This is a genomic window from Geodermatophilus sp. SYSU D00700, from assembly GCF_054050255.1.
The window spans coordinates 27,929-41,088 of record NZ_JBJGZA010000010.1 but is presented as its reverse complement, the minus strand read 5'-3'; the positions used below and the strand labels follow the sequence as shown (position 1 = coordinate 41,088).

At 74.9% G+C, this 13,160-nt stretch carries 13 protein-coding genes; 6 read left to right on the top strand and 7 right to left on the bottom strand.

The annotated features are described in order from the left end of the window. Positions 1–12 precede the first annotated feature (12 nt). Both ACI79V_RS10140 and ACI79V_RS10135 read right to left on the bottom strand, forming a co-directional pair. The gene (locus tag ACI79V_RS10140; RefSeq protein ID WP_456888859.1) at positions 13–963 is read right to left on the bottom strand and encodes a carbohydrate ABC transporter permease; all 951 of its coding nucleotides are present in this window, start codon (positions 961–963) and stop codon (positions 13–15) included. Positions 964–976: 13 nt separating this feature from the next. After that, positions 977–2,302: an extracellular solute-binding protein gene (locus tag ACI79V_RS10135; protein ID WP_456888857.1), complete on the bottom strand. Its 1,326-nt coding sequence runs from the start codon at positions 2,300–2,302 to the stop codon at positions 977–979. A 388-nt stretch (positions 2,303–2,690) separates the two neighbouring features. Here ACI79V_RS10135 and ACI79V_RS10130 point away from each other — a divergent pair, with 388 nt between their 5' ends. Then, complete coding sequence (locus ACI79V_RS10130) at positions 2,691–4,550, top strand: glycoside hydrolase family 2 protein (RefSeq protein ID WP_456888855.1); 1,860 nt, start codon at positions 2,691–2,693, stop codon at positions 4,548–4,550. A 36-nt stretch (positions 4,551–4,586) separates the two neighbouring features. After that, on the top strand, positions 4,587–5,333 hold the full coding sequence (locus ACI79V_RS10125; RefSeq protein ID WP_456888853.1) for an arginase family protein: 747 nt from the start codon (positions 4,587–4,589) through the stop codon (positions 5,331–5,333). Positions 5,334–5,373: 40 nt separating this feature from the next. Here the strand turns inward: ACI79V_RS10125 and ACI79V_RS10120 are convergent, their stop codons facing one another. From ACI79V_RS10120 to ACI79V_RS10100, 5 genes are all read right to left on the bottom strand, one after another. Continuing rightward, positions 5,374–5,892 carry a hypothetical protein gene (locus tag ACI79V_RS10120; RefSeq protein ID WP_456888852.1) on the bottom strand — a complete coding sequence of 173 codons (519 nt, stop codon included), beginning with the start codon at positions 5,890–5,892 and terminating at the stop codon, positions 5,374–5,376. 96 nt (positions 5,893–5,988) lie between these two features. Next, on the bottom strand, positions 5,989–7,191 hold the full coding sequence (locus tag ACI79V_RS10115) for an MFS transporter (protein WP_456888849.1): 1,203 nt from the start codon (positions 7,189–7,191) through the stop codon (positions 5,989–5,991). 29 nt (positions 7,192–7,220) lie between these two features. Beyond that, positions 7,221–7,784: a TetR/AcrR family transcriptional regulator gene (locus ACI79V_RS10110; protein WP_456888845.1), complete on the bottom strand. Its 564-nt coding sequence runs from the start codon at positions 7,782–7,784 to the stop codon at positions 7,221–7,223. Then, complete coding sequence (locus ACI79V_RS10105) at positions 7,781–8,020, bottom strand: DapH/DapD/GlmU-related protein (protein WP_456888844.1); 240 nt, start codon at positions 8,018–8,020, stop codon at positions 7,781–7,783. Before ACI79V_RS10105 ends, ACI79V_RS10110 begins: the two co-directional genes overlap by 4 nt. A gap of 194 nt (positions 8,021–8,214) precedes the next feature. Next, a complete protein-coding gene (locus ACI79V_RS10100) occupies positions 8,215–9,087 on the bottom strand; it encodes a hypothetical protein (RefSeq protein WP_456888842.1) in 873 nt (290 codons plus the stop codon). A 77-nt stretch (positions 9,088–9,164) separates the two neighbouring features. On the opposite strand from ACI79V_RS10100, the gene ACI79V_RS10095 reads away from it, so the two are divergent. The 4 genes from ACI79V_RS10095 (at position 9,165) to amaB (ending at position 13,116) form a co-directional block, all read left to right on the top strand. Further along, positions 9,165–9,572: a winged helix-turn-helix transcriptional regulator gene (locus ACI79V_RS10095; protein WP_456888841.1), complete on the top strand. Its 408-nt coding sequence runs from the start codon at positions 9,165–9,167 to the stop codon at positions 9,570–9,572. A 52-nt stretch (positions 9,573–9,624) separates the two neighbouring features. Beyond that, a complete protein-coding gene (locus tag ACI79V_RS10090; RefSeq protein ID WP_456888837.1) occupies positions 9,625–10,263 on the top strand; it encodes an isochorismatase family cysteine hydrolase in 639 nt (212 codons plus the stop codon). A 77-nt stretch (positions 10,264–10,340) separates the two neighbouring features. Continuing rightward, positions 10,341–11,507 (top strand): NAD(P)/FAD-dependent oxidoreductase, encoded by a 1,167-nt coding sequence (locus tag ACI79V_RS10085; protein ID WP_456888835.1) that lies wholly within the window; start codon positions 10,341–10,343, stop codon positions 11,505–11,507. 79 nt (positions 11,508–11,586) lie between these two features. After that, the gene (gene amaB, locus ACI79V_RS10080; protein WP_456888832.1) at positions 11,587–13,116 is read left to right on the top strand and encodes an L-piperidine-6-carboxylate dehydrogenase; all 1,530 of its coding nucleotides are present in this window, start codon (positions 11,587–11,589) and stop codon (positions 13,114–13,116) included. The last annotated feature ends 44 nt before the right edge of the window (positions 13,117–13,160 follow it).

The following is a 13,160-nucleotide window of genomic DNA, read 5'->3' as shown; positions in this document are numbered from 1 at the left end:
GTCGGGCTCCCCTCAGGCGTTCGCGGAGGTGTTGCGCCGCCGGACCAGGAACCAGCCGACGCTGACGACGACCAGGACCACGAAGTAGACCATCGTCGCGGCGGCCGCGTAGCCGCCCCGGTAGGCGGAGAAGCCGGTGTCGAAGATGTACTGGATGACCGGGCGCGTCGTGTAGTTCGGGCCGCCGTTCAGCAGGATGTAGATCTGGTCGAACACCTTCAGCGACGACAGGACCTGCAGGATCAGCACGAGGCCGATGGTCGGGCGCAGCAGGGGGACGGTGATCATCCGGATCTGCTGCCACGGCCCGGCGCCGTCGAGCGTCGCCGCCTCGTAGACCTCCTCCGAGATCTCCTGGATGGCCGCGGTGTAGAGGATGAAGTTGAAGCCGAACGTCCACCACACGGTGAGCAGGACGACGGCGAACCAGGCACCCGAGGTGCTGCCGAAGAAGTCGGGGGCGGTGAGCCCGAACCAGCCGAAGGCGTTGGTGATGAGCCCGGTCTCGGGCGTGTACATGAACGCGAAGATGAGGCAGACCGCGGCCGAGGGCACGACGTACGGGGCGAAGAAGGCCAGTCGGTAGAACGCCTGGCCGCGGGCCAGACGCGAGACGAGGACGGCGAACAGCAGCGGCAGCAGCACCAGGATCGGTGTGGTCAGCAGCGTGAACAGCGCCGAGTGCCACATCGAGGCCCAGAAGTCGGCGTTGGTCAGGACGTCGGCGTAGTTCGAGAAGCCGACCCAGCTGCCGATGCCGGCTCTCACCGTCGTGGTGTTGAACAGGCTGATCACCAGGCCGATGACCACCGGGCCGATGAGGAAGGCGAGGTAGAGGGCCAGGAACGGGGTGGCGAACAGCCAGCCCGCCCGGTTCTCCGGACGCGGGGGCTTCCCCGCGGTCGCGGCGCGGTGGCTGACCTCGACCCCTGACCTGGGCGCGGGGAGAGCGGTGGCGGTCATGTCGGTCTCCGAACTACACGGGTGGCCGGGCGGTGGAGAACGTCTGCAGGCTGCTGGTCATGGCGTCGACACCGGCCGCGGGGTCGGTGGCACCGGTCAGCACGCTGGCGACGACGGAGCCCATGGCGGTCTGGAAGTCCGAGCCCGCTCCGGTGTACCAACCCTCCGGGTCGTAGACCGCGTTGAAGGCCGCCTCCGTGTAGTTGCTCTGCGGCTGGAGTTCGAGGAACTCCTCGCTCTCCTGCACCGGCAGCCAGGCGGGGACGTGCCCGCCGTCGGCCCAGGTCGAGCTCTGCTCCAGCAGGCCCTGGACGAAGCGCACGGCGTTCTCGGTCCGTTCGGCGGCGCGTCCGGGACTCGCCGGGATGACCAGTGCGTGCGAGTCGGCGTAGGCGACCGGCTCGGGACCGAGGAGGGCGGGGAAGGGCACGACGTTGAAGTCGAGGCTCTCGACCTCCCGGTACGTCGGGATCTGCCAGACGCCGTCGAACAGGAAACCGACCTCGCCGTTGCTGAAGAGGGTCGACGCCGTCGTCGACGTGGCGGTTCTCGGCATCAGCTGCTGCCCGGTGAGGCCCTGCAGGAAGGCGAACGACTCCTCCATCGCGGCGCGGTCGATCGTGACCCTGGTGCCGAGGTCCTCGACGATCGGTCCGGCCAGACCGGAGTAGGTCATGAGGAACAGGCGCCAGCAGGTCGAGGGGTCCACCGTGATCGACGCGACCGCCGCGTACTCGTTGCCGGTCGAGTCCTTCATCGCCTGCAGGGCGGCGACGAAGTCGTCGCTGTTCCTCATGGGCCTGAGGTTCTCGCCGGACTCGTCGAGCAGGCCGGCCTGCTCGGCCAGTTCGGTGTTGTAGTAGAGGACGAACGGGTGGGTGTCGAGCGGCACCGCGTAGGTGGTGCCGTCCACCGTGGCCTTCTCCCAGGCGGCCGGCGTGAACCTGTCCTCGGTGATCCCCGCGGCGGCGAACTGGTCCGCGACGGGCTCGAGCAGTTCGGCCTGCGCCAGGAGGGGCAGCCGGGACAGGTGTGCGACGGTCACGTCGGGCGGGCGGCCGCTCGACGTCGACAGCGCGAGCTTGGTGTAGAAGGGGTTGCCCCAGGAGAGCAGCGCGGACTCGACCGACGTGCCGGACGACTCGCGGTAGGTGTCCAGCATGGTCGCCATGTTCTCGCCGTCACCGCCGCCGAACAGGTGCCAGAAGATGACGTCGGCCGTCCTCGGCTGCGCCCCGGTGAGGCTGGAGGCGATCGGTGACGCGCACCCCGACATCGCGACGGCCAGCGAGACGCTGCCCCCCGCGGCGAGGAACTGGCGACGCGAGAAACCAGTCATCGAGGTACGTCCAGTCGTAGCCGGGAATGCCGGACCCGAGGACTGTTTCACGCCTTTCTGATCAACGGCAAGTCGAGGATTTCTCGTCGATCGGCAGGCGTGACCGAAGCGTATTTCCGGAATTGCAGGCACACGACGACTCGGTGTTCTGCACAGCTGCTGGAGAGCTCGTTCCGGGAGCCGCCACGGGGTCCACCCGTGCGGGCATCCGACCGGCCGTACGCGGTGCACGACGACCCCGGGACGGACCCGCCGGTGCCCGGCGCGGTCTCGCACCTGACAGCATCGACGGCAGCGGCGTGTCCATCGCCCACCGACCCGGTCATCCGCGGCGAGCCCGCCCCCGGACCCCGGGACCCGCTCGTCGACCCGAACCCGAGGAGTGACCATGCCCGCACGCGCCACCCAGCAGGACGGCACCCATCCCCGCCCGCAGCTGCTGCGTGAGGAGTGGACGGACCTCTGCGGGACGTGGCAGCTGGCCTTCGACGACGACCGCGCCGGGGTCGCCGGGGGCTGGGCGGAGCTGACCGACCTCGGCGACCGCGCCGTCTTCGACCGCGACGTCACGGTGCCCTACCCGCCGGAGTCCGAGGCGTCGGGGGTCGCCGACCCCCGCCCGCACCCGGTGGTCTGGTACCGGCGGAGCCTGCGGCTGGCCGACGTCGCGGGAGCCGACGCGGTGCGCGAGCGGGGACACCGCGTCGTGCTCCGGTTCGCCGCGGTCGACTACACCGCGCGCGTGTGGCTGGACGGCCGGCTGCTCGGTGAGCACGAGGGCGGCCAGACGCCGTTCTCCTTCGACGTCACCGCACTGCTCGCGGCCGGTGACGCCGACGCCGAGCACGTGCTGGTCGTGCGGGCGGAGGACGACCCGCGCGACGTGACGCAGCCCCGGGGCAAGCAGGACTGGCTCGACGAGCCGCACAGCATCTGGTACTCCCGGACCAGCGGCATCTGGCAGCCGGTGTGGTGCGAGGTCGTCCCGGCGGTCTCCGTCGAGCACCTGGCCTGGACCCCGGACGTCGCCGGCGCCGCGGTGCACCTGGGCATCACGCTGCGCGAGACACCGGCCGAACCGGTCACGGTGGCGGTGCGGCTGGAGCTGGACGGGCAGCTGCTGGCCGAGCACCGCGTGCGCGTGGCGGAGCAGCGCACCCGCACCACCGTGGCCGTGCCCGCGCTGCAGAACGGGCAGGCCCGGCAGGACATGACCTGGTCGCCGGAGACGCCCCGGCTGGTCGACGCCGTCGTGCGGGTGCTCGCCGGTGACGGGGACGGCGAGGTGCTCGACGAGGTCGCCAGCTACCTGGGGCTGCGCACCGCCGCCGTGGGAGGGCGGGCCTTCCTGCTCAACGGCCTGCCGTACTACGTGCGCTCGGTGCTGGGGCAGGGGTACTGGCCGGAGTCCCACCTGACCGCACCCGACGCGGGGGCGCTGTGCCGCGAGGTCGAGCTGGTCAAGGAGCTCGGATTCAACGCCGTGCGGGTGCACCAGAAGGTCGAGGACCCCCGCTTCCTGTACTGGTGCGACCGGCTCGGCGTCCTCGTGTGGGGCGAGACGGCCAACGCCTTCGCCTTCTCCCCGGAGGCGGTGCGGCGGCTCACCACGGAGTGGCTGGACGTGGTGCACCGGGACGTCAGCCATCCCTGCATCGTCACGTGGGTGCCGATGAACGAGAGCTGGGGCGTGCACGACGTCGCCACCGACCCGGCCCAGCAGGCCTACACCGTCGCGCTCGCCGCCCTGACCCGGGCGGTGGACCCGAGCCGGCCGGTGGTGAGCAACGACGGCTGGGAGCACACCGACAGCGACCTGTGGACGGTGCACGACTACGCCGACACCGGGGCGGTCCTCGCCGAGCGGTACGGATCGGCCGACCTGCTCACGGCGCTCGAGGACTTCTGGCCCGCGGGGCGCCGCGTGCTGCTGCCCGGGGCCGTCGACCGGGAGCAGCCGCTGATGCTCACCGAGTTCGGCGGCGTGCGGTACACCCCCGTGCCGCCCCACGAGGTCCCCGCGGAGCGCACCTGGGGCTACTCCACCGCCGAGGACGCCGAGGACTTCGCCCGGCGGCTGGAGGACCTGCTGTCCGCCGTGCACGCCTCACCCGTGCTGGCCGGGTTCTGCTACACCCAGCTCACCGACACGATGCAGGAGGCCAACGGCCTGCTCGACGAGTACCGGCAGCCCAAGCTGCCGGTGGAGCGACTGCGGCAGATCGTCACCGGCCGGCGCCGGGACTGAGACCGCGCGTCCCGTGCCGGGAGAGAGGATCCCGGCATGACGACGTTCGTGGTGCCCTACCACCTCGACGAGCGGCTGCCCGGACTGACCACCGGCTTCCCCGTCGACCGCGAGCTCAGCGCCGACCTGCCCCCGGGGACGCCGTGGCAGCGCATGGCGGTCCTCTACGAGCAGGTCGCCCGGGAGGTGGCCGGAGCCCGGGCCCCGGCGCTGGTCGTCTCCGGCGACTGCACCACGAGCCTGGGGGTGCTCGCGGGCCTGCAGCGGGCCGGCCGGGACGTCGGGATCGTCTGGTTCGACGCGCACGCCGACTTCCACACCGAGGCCACGACGACCTCGGGCTACCTGGGCGGCATGCCGCTGGCCCTGGCCGCAGGGGTCGGGACCCCCACGCTCCCCGACGCGCTCGGGCTGCGCCCGACACCGCCCTCGCGCGTGGTGCTCGTCGACGCCCGCGACACCGACCCGCCGGAGCACGACCTGCTCGAGGGCGCGGGCGTGCGGCGCCGTCCGGTGCCCGGCCTCACCGCCGCGGACCTCCCCGACGGGGAGCTGTACCTGCACGTCGACCTCGACGTGTGCGACCCCGGGGACCTCCCGGACCTGCTCTTCCCCGCTCCCGGCGGCCCGGCGCTCGACGAGGTCCTCGGGGCCGTCGGCCGGGTCCTGGCGACCGGGCGCGTCGCCGCGGTCGGCCTGGCTGCGACCTGGCGGGACCGGGACCGGCCCGCGGCCGCGCACGAGCGGGTCCTCGCGGCGGTGCGGGCCCTCGTCCACGGCTGAGCACGGACTGCCGGCAGAGGGTCGGGCAGCGCGGAGGGGTTCAGGGAGCCGGTTCGACCGGCCGGGCGGGCGCGGGCACCGCGTAGCCGGCGCGCCGCAGCCGGTCCATCGCCGTCTCCAGCCCGGGCCGCGACGGAGGGCTCGCCGAGCGCAGCTCCTCCCGGTACCCGGCGAGGGCGGCCTCGGCGTCGGCCAGGGCCGCGCGCACCCCGGGGCGGTCCGGACCGGCGTCGACGGTGACCCGCCAGGCCCGCAGTTCGAGCTCCGCCGTGCGGGCGAGGAGGACGTCGTCGACGGTCGGCCCGGGGACCGGCTGCTGCGCCGCCCTCTCCACCTCGGCGTGCAGCGCGTCGATGCCGCGGTCGAGGTCGGTGACGTAGCCGGCCCAGGCCGCCGCGTCCACGCTCTCGCACCGCGCGTGGACGTGCCGCAGCCGCGTCCGCAGGGCCGACAGGCCGTGTCCGGTGGGACCGCCGACGGCGCCGTCGCGAGCGGTGAGCAGCCCGTCGACCTCGGCGAGCCGCCGCTCGCGCAGGCCGGACCCGTGCGCTGCGTCCATGGCGGCACCGTAGGGAGCGACCCGGCGCGGCGGGCGTCGGGCGGGTGAAGAAGCGGTGTCCAGGACGTGCCGCCCGTGCACGGCGGTCGGCCGAGCTCAGGCCGACCGGGTCACCGTCCGGGGCAGCACCCGGCCGAGCACCAGCGTGACGACGCCGGCGACGACGACCGCGGTCAGCGCCACGCGCAGGCTGGTGGCGTCGGCGACCGCGCCGATCAGCGGCGGGGAGGCGAGGAACCCGACCCGCAGCAGCCAGTTGACCGCGGTCAGGCCGACGCCGTGGCGCAGGCCCGGCAGGTCGTCGGCGGCCGCGTAGACCGCGGGGACGAGGGTCGCCACACCCAGGCCGGCCAGGGCGAACCCGACGAGCGTGGTGCCCAGCGACGGCAGCGCGAGGGCCAGCCCCGTGCCGAGCGCGATGAGCGCGCCGCCGACCCGGGCCACCCGGCGCTGGCCGAACCGGTCGACGACGCGGTCGCCGGTCAGCCGGCCCACCGTCATCGCCCCCTGCAGGGCGACGAAGCCCAGGCCCGCGGTGGCCGCGCCCACGCCGATCTCGCCGCGCAGGTACAGCGCCGCCCACGACGCCCCGGCGTCCTCCACGAACGCCCCGGCCGTGGCGAGGACGCCGAGCGCCGCCAGCGCGGGCAGCGCGGCGCGCACGGAGCCCCGGGTGACCTGCTGCGGGCCGGCGCCGGCCGCGGTGTCCTCGTGGTCCGGGCCGGGCAGCATGCGGCGGTAGGCGGCCAGGGACACCCCCGCGAACACCACCGCGACGACGCCCAGGTGCACCCCCAGCGGGATCCGCAGCCCGGCCGCGGCCGAGCCGAGCAGCCCGCCGGCGACCGCGCCGATGCTCCAGAGACCGTGGAAGGCGTTGAGGATCGACCGGTCGTAGCCGCGCTGCACCCGCAGCCCGTGGGCGTTCTGCGCGACGTCGACGACGGCGTCGAGCGCACCGGCGACGAACAGCGCCGCCGCGAGCAGCCACCACGACGGCGCGACGGCGGCAGCCCAGACCGCGGCGGCCAGCACGACCAGTCCCCACGAGGCGACCCGCGCCGAGCCGAACCGGCGCATCAGGGCGGCCGAGGCCAGGGCGGAGACCAGGGCGCCGAGGGGCAGGGCGGCGAGCGCGGTGCCGAGGGTGGCGTTGGTCAGGTCGAGCCGGTCCTTCACCTCGGGCAGCCGGGGCACGAGGTTGGCGTAGAGGACGGCGTTGGAGAAGAAGCAGGCCGCGACCGCGGCCCGGGCGGCGCGCAGGCGCGCGGGGACGGTCGCCGGGAGGGTGTCCGACACGGGGTCCTGTCCTGGTCGAAGGGGAGGGGTCAGCGCGCGAAGCGGTGGACGGCCGCGCGGATCTGGTCGTGGTCCATCGGGTCGGTCGAGAGGGCGCTGTGCAGCACCAGCCCCTCGACCAGGGCGTCGAGCTCCCGCGCGGTCACGGGGTCGAAGTGCCGCTCCAGGCTGCGCCGGCTGCGCTGCATCCAGTCCTGCGTCACCGCGCGCAGCGCCGGCCGGCGGGCGGCGGCCACGTACAGCTCGACGGCGAGCACGAAGTCGTGGCCGGAGCCGAGCAGGTCACCGGTGAGGTGGCCGACCAGCGCCTCGATCGCCCCGGCGCGGTCCGCGGCGCCGCGCATCCGCTCGTCGAAGCGCGGCGCGACCTCGTCGACGTGCCGGGTGAACGCGGCGGCGTGCAGCTCGTCGAGCGAGGAGAAGTGGTAGGTCAGCGACCCCAGCGGCACGTCGGCCGCGCGGGCGATTGCCCGGTGCGTGGCGCCGGTGACGCCCACGTCGGCGATGACGTCCAGCGCGGTGGCCACCAGCCGCTCGCGGCGTCCCGGGTCGTGCCGACGCGGTCGCCGGGCGGGCGCCGGGGCCGTGCTCATCCGCGCTCCAGGGTCCGGACCACCCGGGCGGGGTTGCCGACGGCCACGACGTCGGCCGGCAGGTCGCGGGTGACCACGGAGCCCGCGCCGACGACCGTGTTCTCGCCGATGGTCACCCCGGGCAGCACGATCGCCCCGCCGCCGAGCCAGACGTCGTCGCCGATGGTGATCGGCGCCGCGGCCTCCCACTTCTCCCGCATCGTCCGGGTGTCGTCCGCGGCGGACGTCGAGGTCATGCGGACGAGCGTACACACCGATGCGTACGCCCGTCCGCATCGGCAGTGCTGGGGTTGCTCGAGCCGTGCGGGTCAGGGGACGGAAGCCAGGAGTGCCGGGGTTCCTCGCGCCGTGCGGGTGCCGCAGCACCGGCAGTGCACGAGGAACCCGGGCAGTGCGACGACGGGGCGCCCCGGCACGGCAGCGCGGCCGGTCAGAGCAGTGGGGCGAGCACCTCCCGCGCCCACACCGCTGCCGGCGTGGGGGACAGGCCGAGGCGGGCCCAGTGCGGTGCCGCGTCCGGCGCCATCAGCGGGTTCGGCTCCTCCGGCATCGCCCCGTAGGCACCGGCCACCCCGGCGGCCGCCTCGTCGCCGAGCACCGGGCGGAGCAGGTCGCCGTACTCCTGGGGCGTCACCCGGGTGAAGACGACCTCTCGGCCGAGGCCCCGGCCGATCTCGGTGGCGAGCCCGTCGAAGGTGAGCACCTCCGGCCCGGCCAGCGCGAGCAGCTCGCCCGTGACGTCGCGCACGAGGGCCGCGGCGAGCGCCGAGGCCATGTCGTGCGAGGCGATCCAGGTGAGCCGGTCGCCGGCCGGGCGCGGGTACACCAGCCGGCCTCCGCGCAGCGCGTCCAGGGCCCAGGGCGCCGCGTGGTTCTCGAGGTAGGCGGTGGGCGTGAGCACCGCGACGCCGGCGTCGAGCAGCCCCTCGGCCAGCGGCCGGGCGCCGTAGGGGTCCGGCGTGCCCGGGGGAGGGACCGGGGTGCCGGTGTTGACCGCGACCGGCAACCCGGTCCGGCGCAGGGCCGCCAGCGACGCGGCCACCGCGGGCATGCCCGGCTCGACCCGCAGCGGCAGGTGGGCCGCGACCGCGGCCGCACCGTCGGCGGCGGCGAGCACCGAGGCGGTGTCGGTCAGGTCGGCGACGACCGCGTCCTCGCCGGCGGCGGTCCACCCGGCCGCCCGGCCGGGGTCCGTCGTCGCGCGCCGCGGAACGGCGCCGGCCCGTCGCAGCGCCGCGGGCAGGGCGGCGCTCTGCGAGCCCGCGGTGCCGAAGGCGAGGACCGTGCGTCCGGTGAGGTCCATGCTGTCTCCTCTCTGGTTACGATCGGGAACCAGGTCATCGTCGATGGCCCGGTCGGCGGCCACAAGGAGGCACGTCCGTGACGCCTGGGAACACGGGTGTGACCGCGCCGGCGACGTCGCGGCGGGCGGCCGACCCCTGCCCGGTGCGCGACGTCCTCGACCGGGTCGGCGACAAGTGGTCGGTGCTGCTGGTCGTGCGCCTGCAGCAGGGGCCGGCCCGCTTCTCCGCGCTGCTGCGCGGGGTCGAGGGGGTGTCCCGGCGGATGCTCACCCGCACGCTGCGGCTGCTCGAGCGCGACGGGCTCGTCTCGCGCACGGTCTACCCGACCACGCCGCCGTCGGTGGAGTACGCGCTCACCGACCTCGGCCGCGAGCTCGCCGGGCCGCTGGACGCGCTGACCGGCTGGGCGGTCCGGCACCGCGCCGACGTCGAGCGGGCCCGGCACGAGTACGACCGGCACCCGGTCCACGGCGGACCGCGGTGAGGACCGCACGCCGCGCCTGGTGACGGCGGCCTGCGGCTGGGAGGCTCCTGCCGTGCAGCGTGCCTTCGGCCTGGACGTGCCCGAGACCGTTGCCGAGATGTGCCGCCCGGCGGCCGCGGCCGTCGTGGTCTACGACGCGCAGGTGGGCATCCTGCGCCACGTCCGCGACCGCGAGGGGCTGGTGCAGCGGATCCGCCGGGTGCTGGACGCCGCCCGGGCCGCCGGCGTCCCCGTCCTCTACGTGCGGCACGTGTCGCTGCCGCCCTCGCACCTGGGCGTGGCCGCCCTGCGCACCGCCATGGCCTGGCAGCGGCTCGACCGGGCCGACGCGGTGCGCTCGGCGTTCCCGCCCGGCGCCGAGCACACCGGCATCACCCCGGAGCTCGCGCCGGCCGACGGCGAGCCGGTGTTCGACAAGCTCGGCATGTCGGCGCTGGTCGGCACGCCGGTGGAGACGGTGCTGCGCGACCGCGGCGTCACCACCCTGGTGCTCGTCGGGGCGGTGCTGGAGATCGGCATCGAGCCCACCGCCCGGCACGCCGCCGACCTCGGCTTCCTGCCCGTCGTCGTGGACGACGCCTGCGGGGTGGTCGACGAGGAGGCGGCGCAGCGGTCGCTGGCGAGCCTGGACTACAGCCTGCTGTCCCACCGCTGCACGACCGGCGAGGTCGTCGCGGCGTTCGGGGGCTGAGCCCGGCGCGGGGGATGGTGCCGGGCGGGGTCCTCGCCCAGGATGGGGGGTCCCGCCCCGTGACCCGGAGGACCTCGATGACCGCACCGTCCCGTCAGCTCCCGCCGTCGGCCCGAGTGGTCGTCGTCGGCGGAGGCGTCATGGGGCTGGCCACGGCCTACGAGCTGGCCCGGGCCGGGGTGCGCGACGTCGTCCTGGTCGACCGGGACGCCTTCGGCGCGGGCTCGACCAGCCGGGCGGCCGGCGGCGTGCGGGCGATGTTCTCCGACCCGGTCAACATCACCCTCGGCGCGCGCAGCCTGGAGACCTTCCGCGACTTCCCGGCGCGCTTCGGGCAGGACATCGACTTCGCCGAGGTCGGCTACCTGTTCCTGCTGTCCACGCCCGAGGCCGTCGCCGCCTTCGAGGCCGCCGTCGCGCTGCAGAACGACCTCGGCGTCCCCAGCCGCATGATCGACGTCGCCGAGGCGCGGGAACTCTCGCCGCTCATCTCCCCGGACGGGCTGCTGGCCGCCGCCTGGTCGCCCACGGACGGGCACTGCACGCCCGAGTCGGTGGTGCTCGGCTACGCGTCGGCCGCCCGCCGCGCCGGCGCGACGCTGCTGCCGAACTGCCCGGCCACCGGCATCGACGTCACCGACGGCCGGGTCACCGCCGTGCACACCGCCGCGGGGACCGTCCGCACCGACACCGTCGTCTGCGCCGCGGGCGCCTGGTCGGCCGAGGTGGGGGCCTGGGCCGGGGTGGACCTGCCGGTCAGCCCGCTGCGCCGGCAGGTGCTGGTCACCGAGCCGGTGCCGGGCCTCGACCCGCACACGCCGTTCACGATCGACTTCGACACCTCCTTCTACTTCCACCGGGAGGGCCGGGGCCTGCTCATGGGCATGTCCGACCCCGACGAGACCCCCGGCTTCCGGCTCACCCGCTCCGACGCCTGGTTGCCCCGGCTGGGCGAGGCGATCGAGCGGCGGGCCCCCGCGCTGGCCGGCGTCGGCGTCGCGAGCGGCTGGGCCGGGCTGTACGAGATGACGCCGGACCACAACGCGCTCATCGGCCGCGCCGACGAGGTCGAGGGGTTCCTCTACGCCACCGGCTTCTCCGGGCACGGCTTCCTCATGGGGCCGGCCGTCGGCGAGGTGGTGCGCGACCTGTACCTGGGCCGGGAGACCCTCGTCGACGTGTCCGGACTGGGTGCGGCACGCTTCCGGGGAGCGGGCGCCCGCCCCGAGCTCAACGTCGTCTAGACGGAGGACCACCCCGCCCCCGCCCCTCGCACGCTCGCGGCGGACCCCTGCGGGGCGGCCGACACAACAGAGGAGAACCGTGACCAGCCTGCCCACCGCCGAGGAGCTCCGTCGACTGGCCGAGGACGCCGCCCGCCGCTGCGGGGTCGACCTCGACGCCGTCGCCGGTGACCACCCGGTGACCTCCCCGGTCAACGGGGAGCGGCTGCTGTCGGTGCGGCGGCAGACCGCGTCCGACGTCGAGACCGCCGTCGCGCGGGCCGGGGAGGCGTTCCGCGAGTGGCGCACCGTCCCCGCGCCGGTGCGCGGCGCGCTCGTGCGCCGCCTCGGGGAGCTGCTGCGCGAGCACAAGGCCGACCTCGCCACCCTGGTGAGCATCGAGGTCGGGAAGATCACCTCCGAGGCGGCCGGCGAGGTCCAGGAGATGATCGACATCTGCGAGTTCGCCGTGGGCCTGTCCCGGCAGCTCTACGGGAAGACGATCAGCTCCGAGCGGCCCGGCCACCGGCTCATGGAGACCTGGCACCCGCTGGGCGTCGTCGGCGTCATCAGCGCGTTCAACTTCCCGGTCGCGGTGTGGTCGTGGAACACCGCGATCGCGCTGGTCTGCGGCGACCCGGTCGTGTGGAAGCCCTCGGAGCTCGCGCCGCTGTCGGCGCTGGCCTCGGCCGCGCTGCTCGACCGGGCGATCGCCGAGACCGGTGCGCCGGAGGGCCTGAGCCAGGTGCTGATCGGCGGCGCCGACGTCGGCGAGGCGCTGGTCGACTCGCCCGGCATCGCGCTGCTGAGCGCCACCGGCTCCACCCGCATGGGCCGCGCGGTGGGCCCCCGGGTGGCCGACCGCTTCGGCCGATCCCTGCTCGAGCTCGGCGGCAACAACGCCGCCATCGTCACCCCGTCGGCCGACCTCGACCTCACCACCCGCGGCGTCGTCTTCTCCGCCGCCGGCACCGCCGGCCAGCGCTGCACCACGATGCGCCGGGTCATCGCGCACGTCGACGTCGTCGACGCCCTGGTCGAGCGGGTCGCCGCCGCCTACCGCAACCTGCCGATCGGCTCGCCCCTGGAGGCCGGCACGCTCGTCGGCCCGCTGATCCACGACGCCGCCTACAAGGGCATGCAGGACGCCCTGGAGGCCGCACGCCAGCAGGGTGGCGAGGTCGTCGTCGGCGGTGGCCGGCGGCTGGCCGACGAGGCGCCCGACGCCTGGTACGTCGAGCCGGCGCTGGTCCGCATGCCCGGCCAGACCGACATCGTGCGGCAGGAGACCTTCGCCCCGGTGCTCTACGTGCTGCCCTACCGCACGCTGGAGGAGGCCGTCGCGCTCAACAACGACGTCCCGCAGGGGCTGTCGTCGACGATCTTCACCTCCGACCACGCCGAGGCGGAGCGGTTCCTCGCCGCCGACGGCTCTGACTGCGGCATCGCCAACGTCAACATCGGCACCTCGGGTGCGGAGATCGGCGGGGCCTTCGGCGGGGAGAAGCACACCGGCGGCGGCCGGGAGTCCGGCTCCGACGCGTGGAAGGGCTACATGCGCCGGGCCACCAACACGATCAACTTCTCCGGCGAGCTGCCGCTGGCGCAGGGCGTCGAGTTCCCCATCTGAGACGCCGACGGCCGCCGACCCCGCGGGATCGGCGGCCGTCGCGC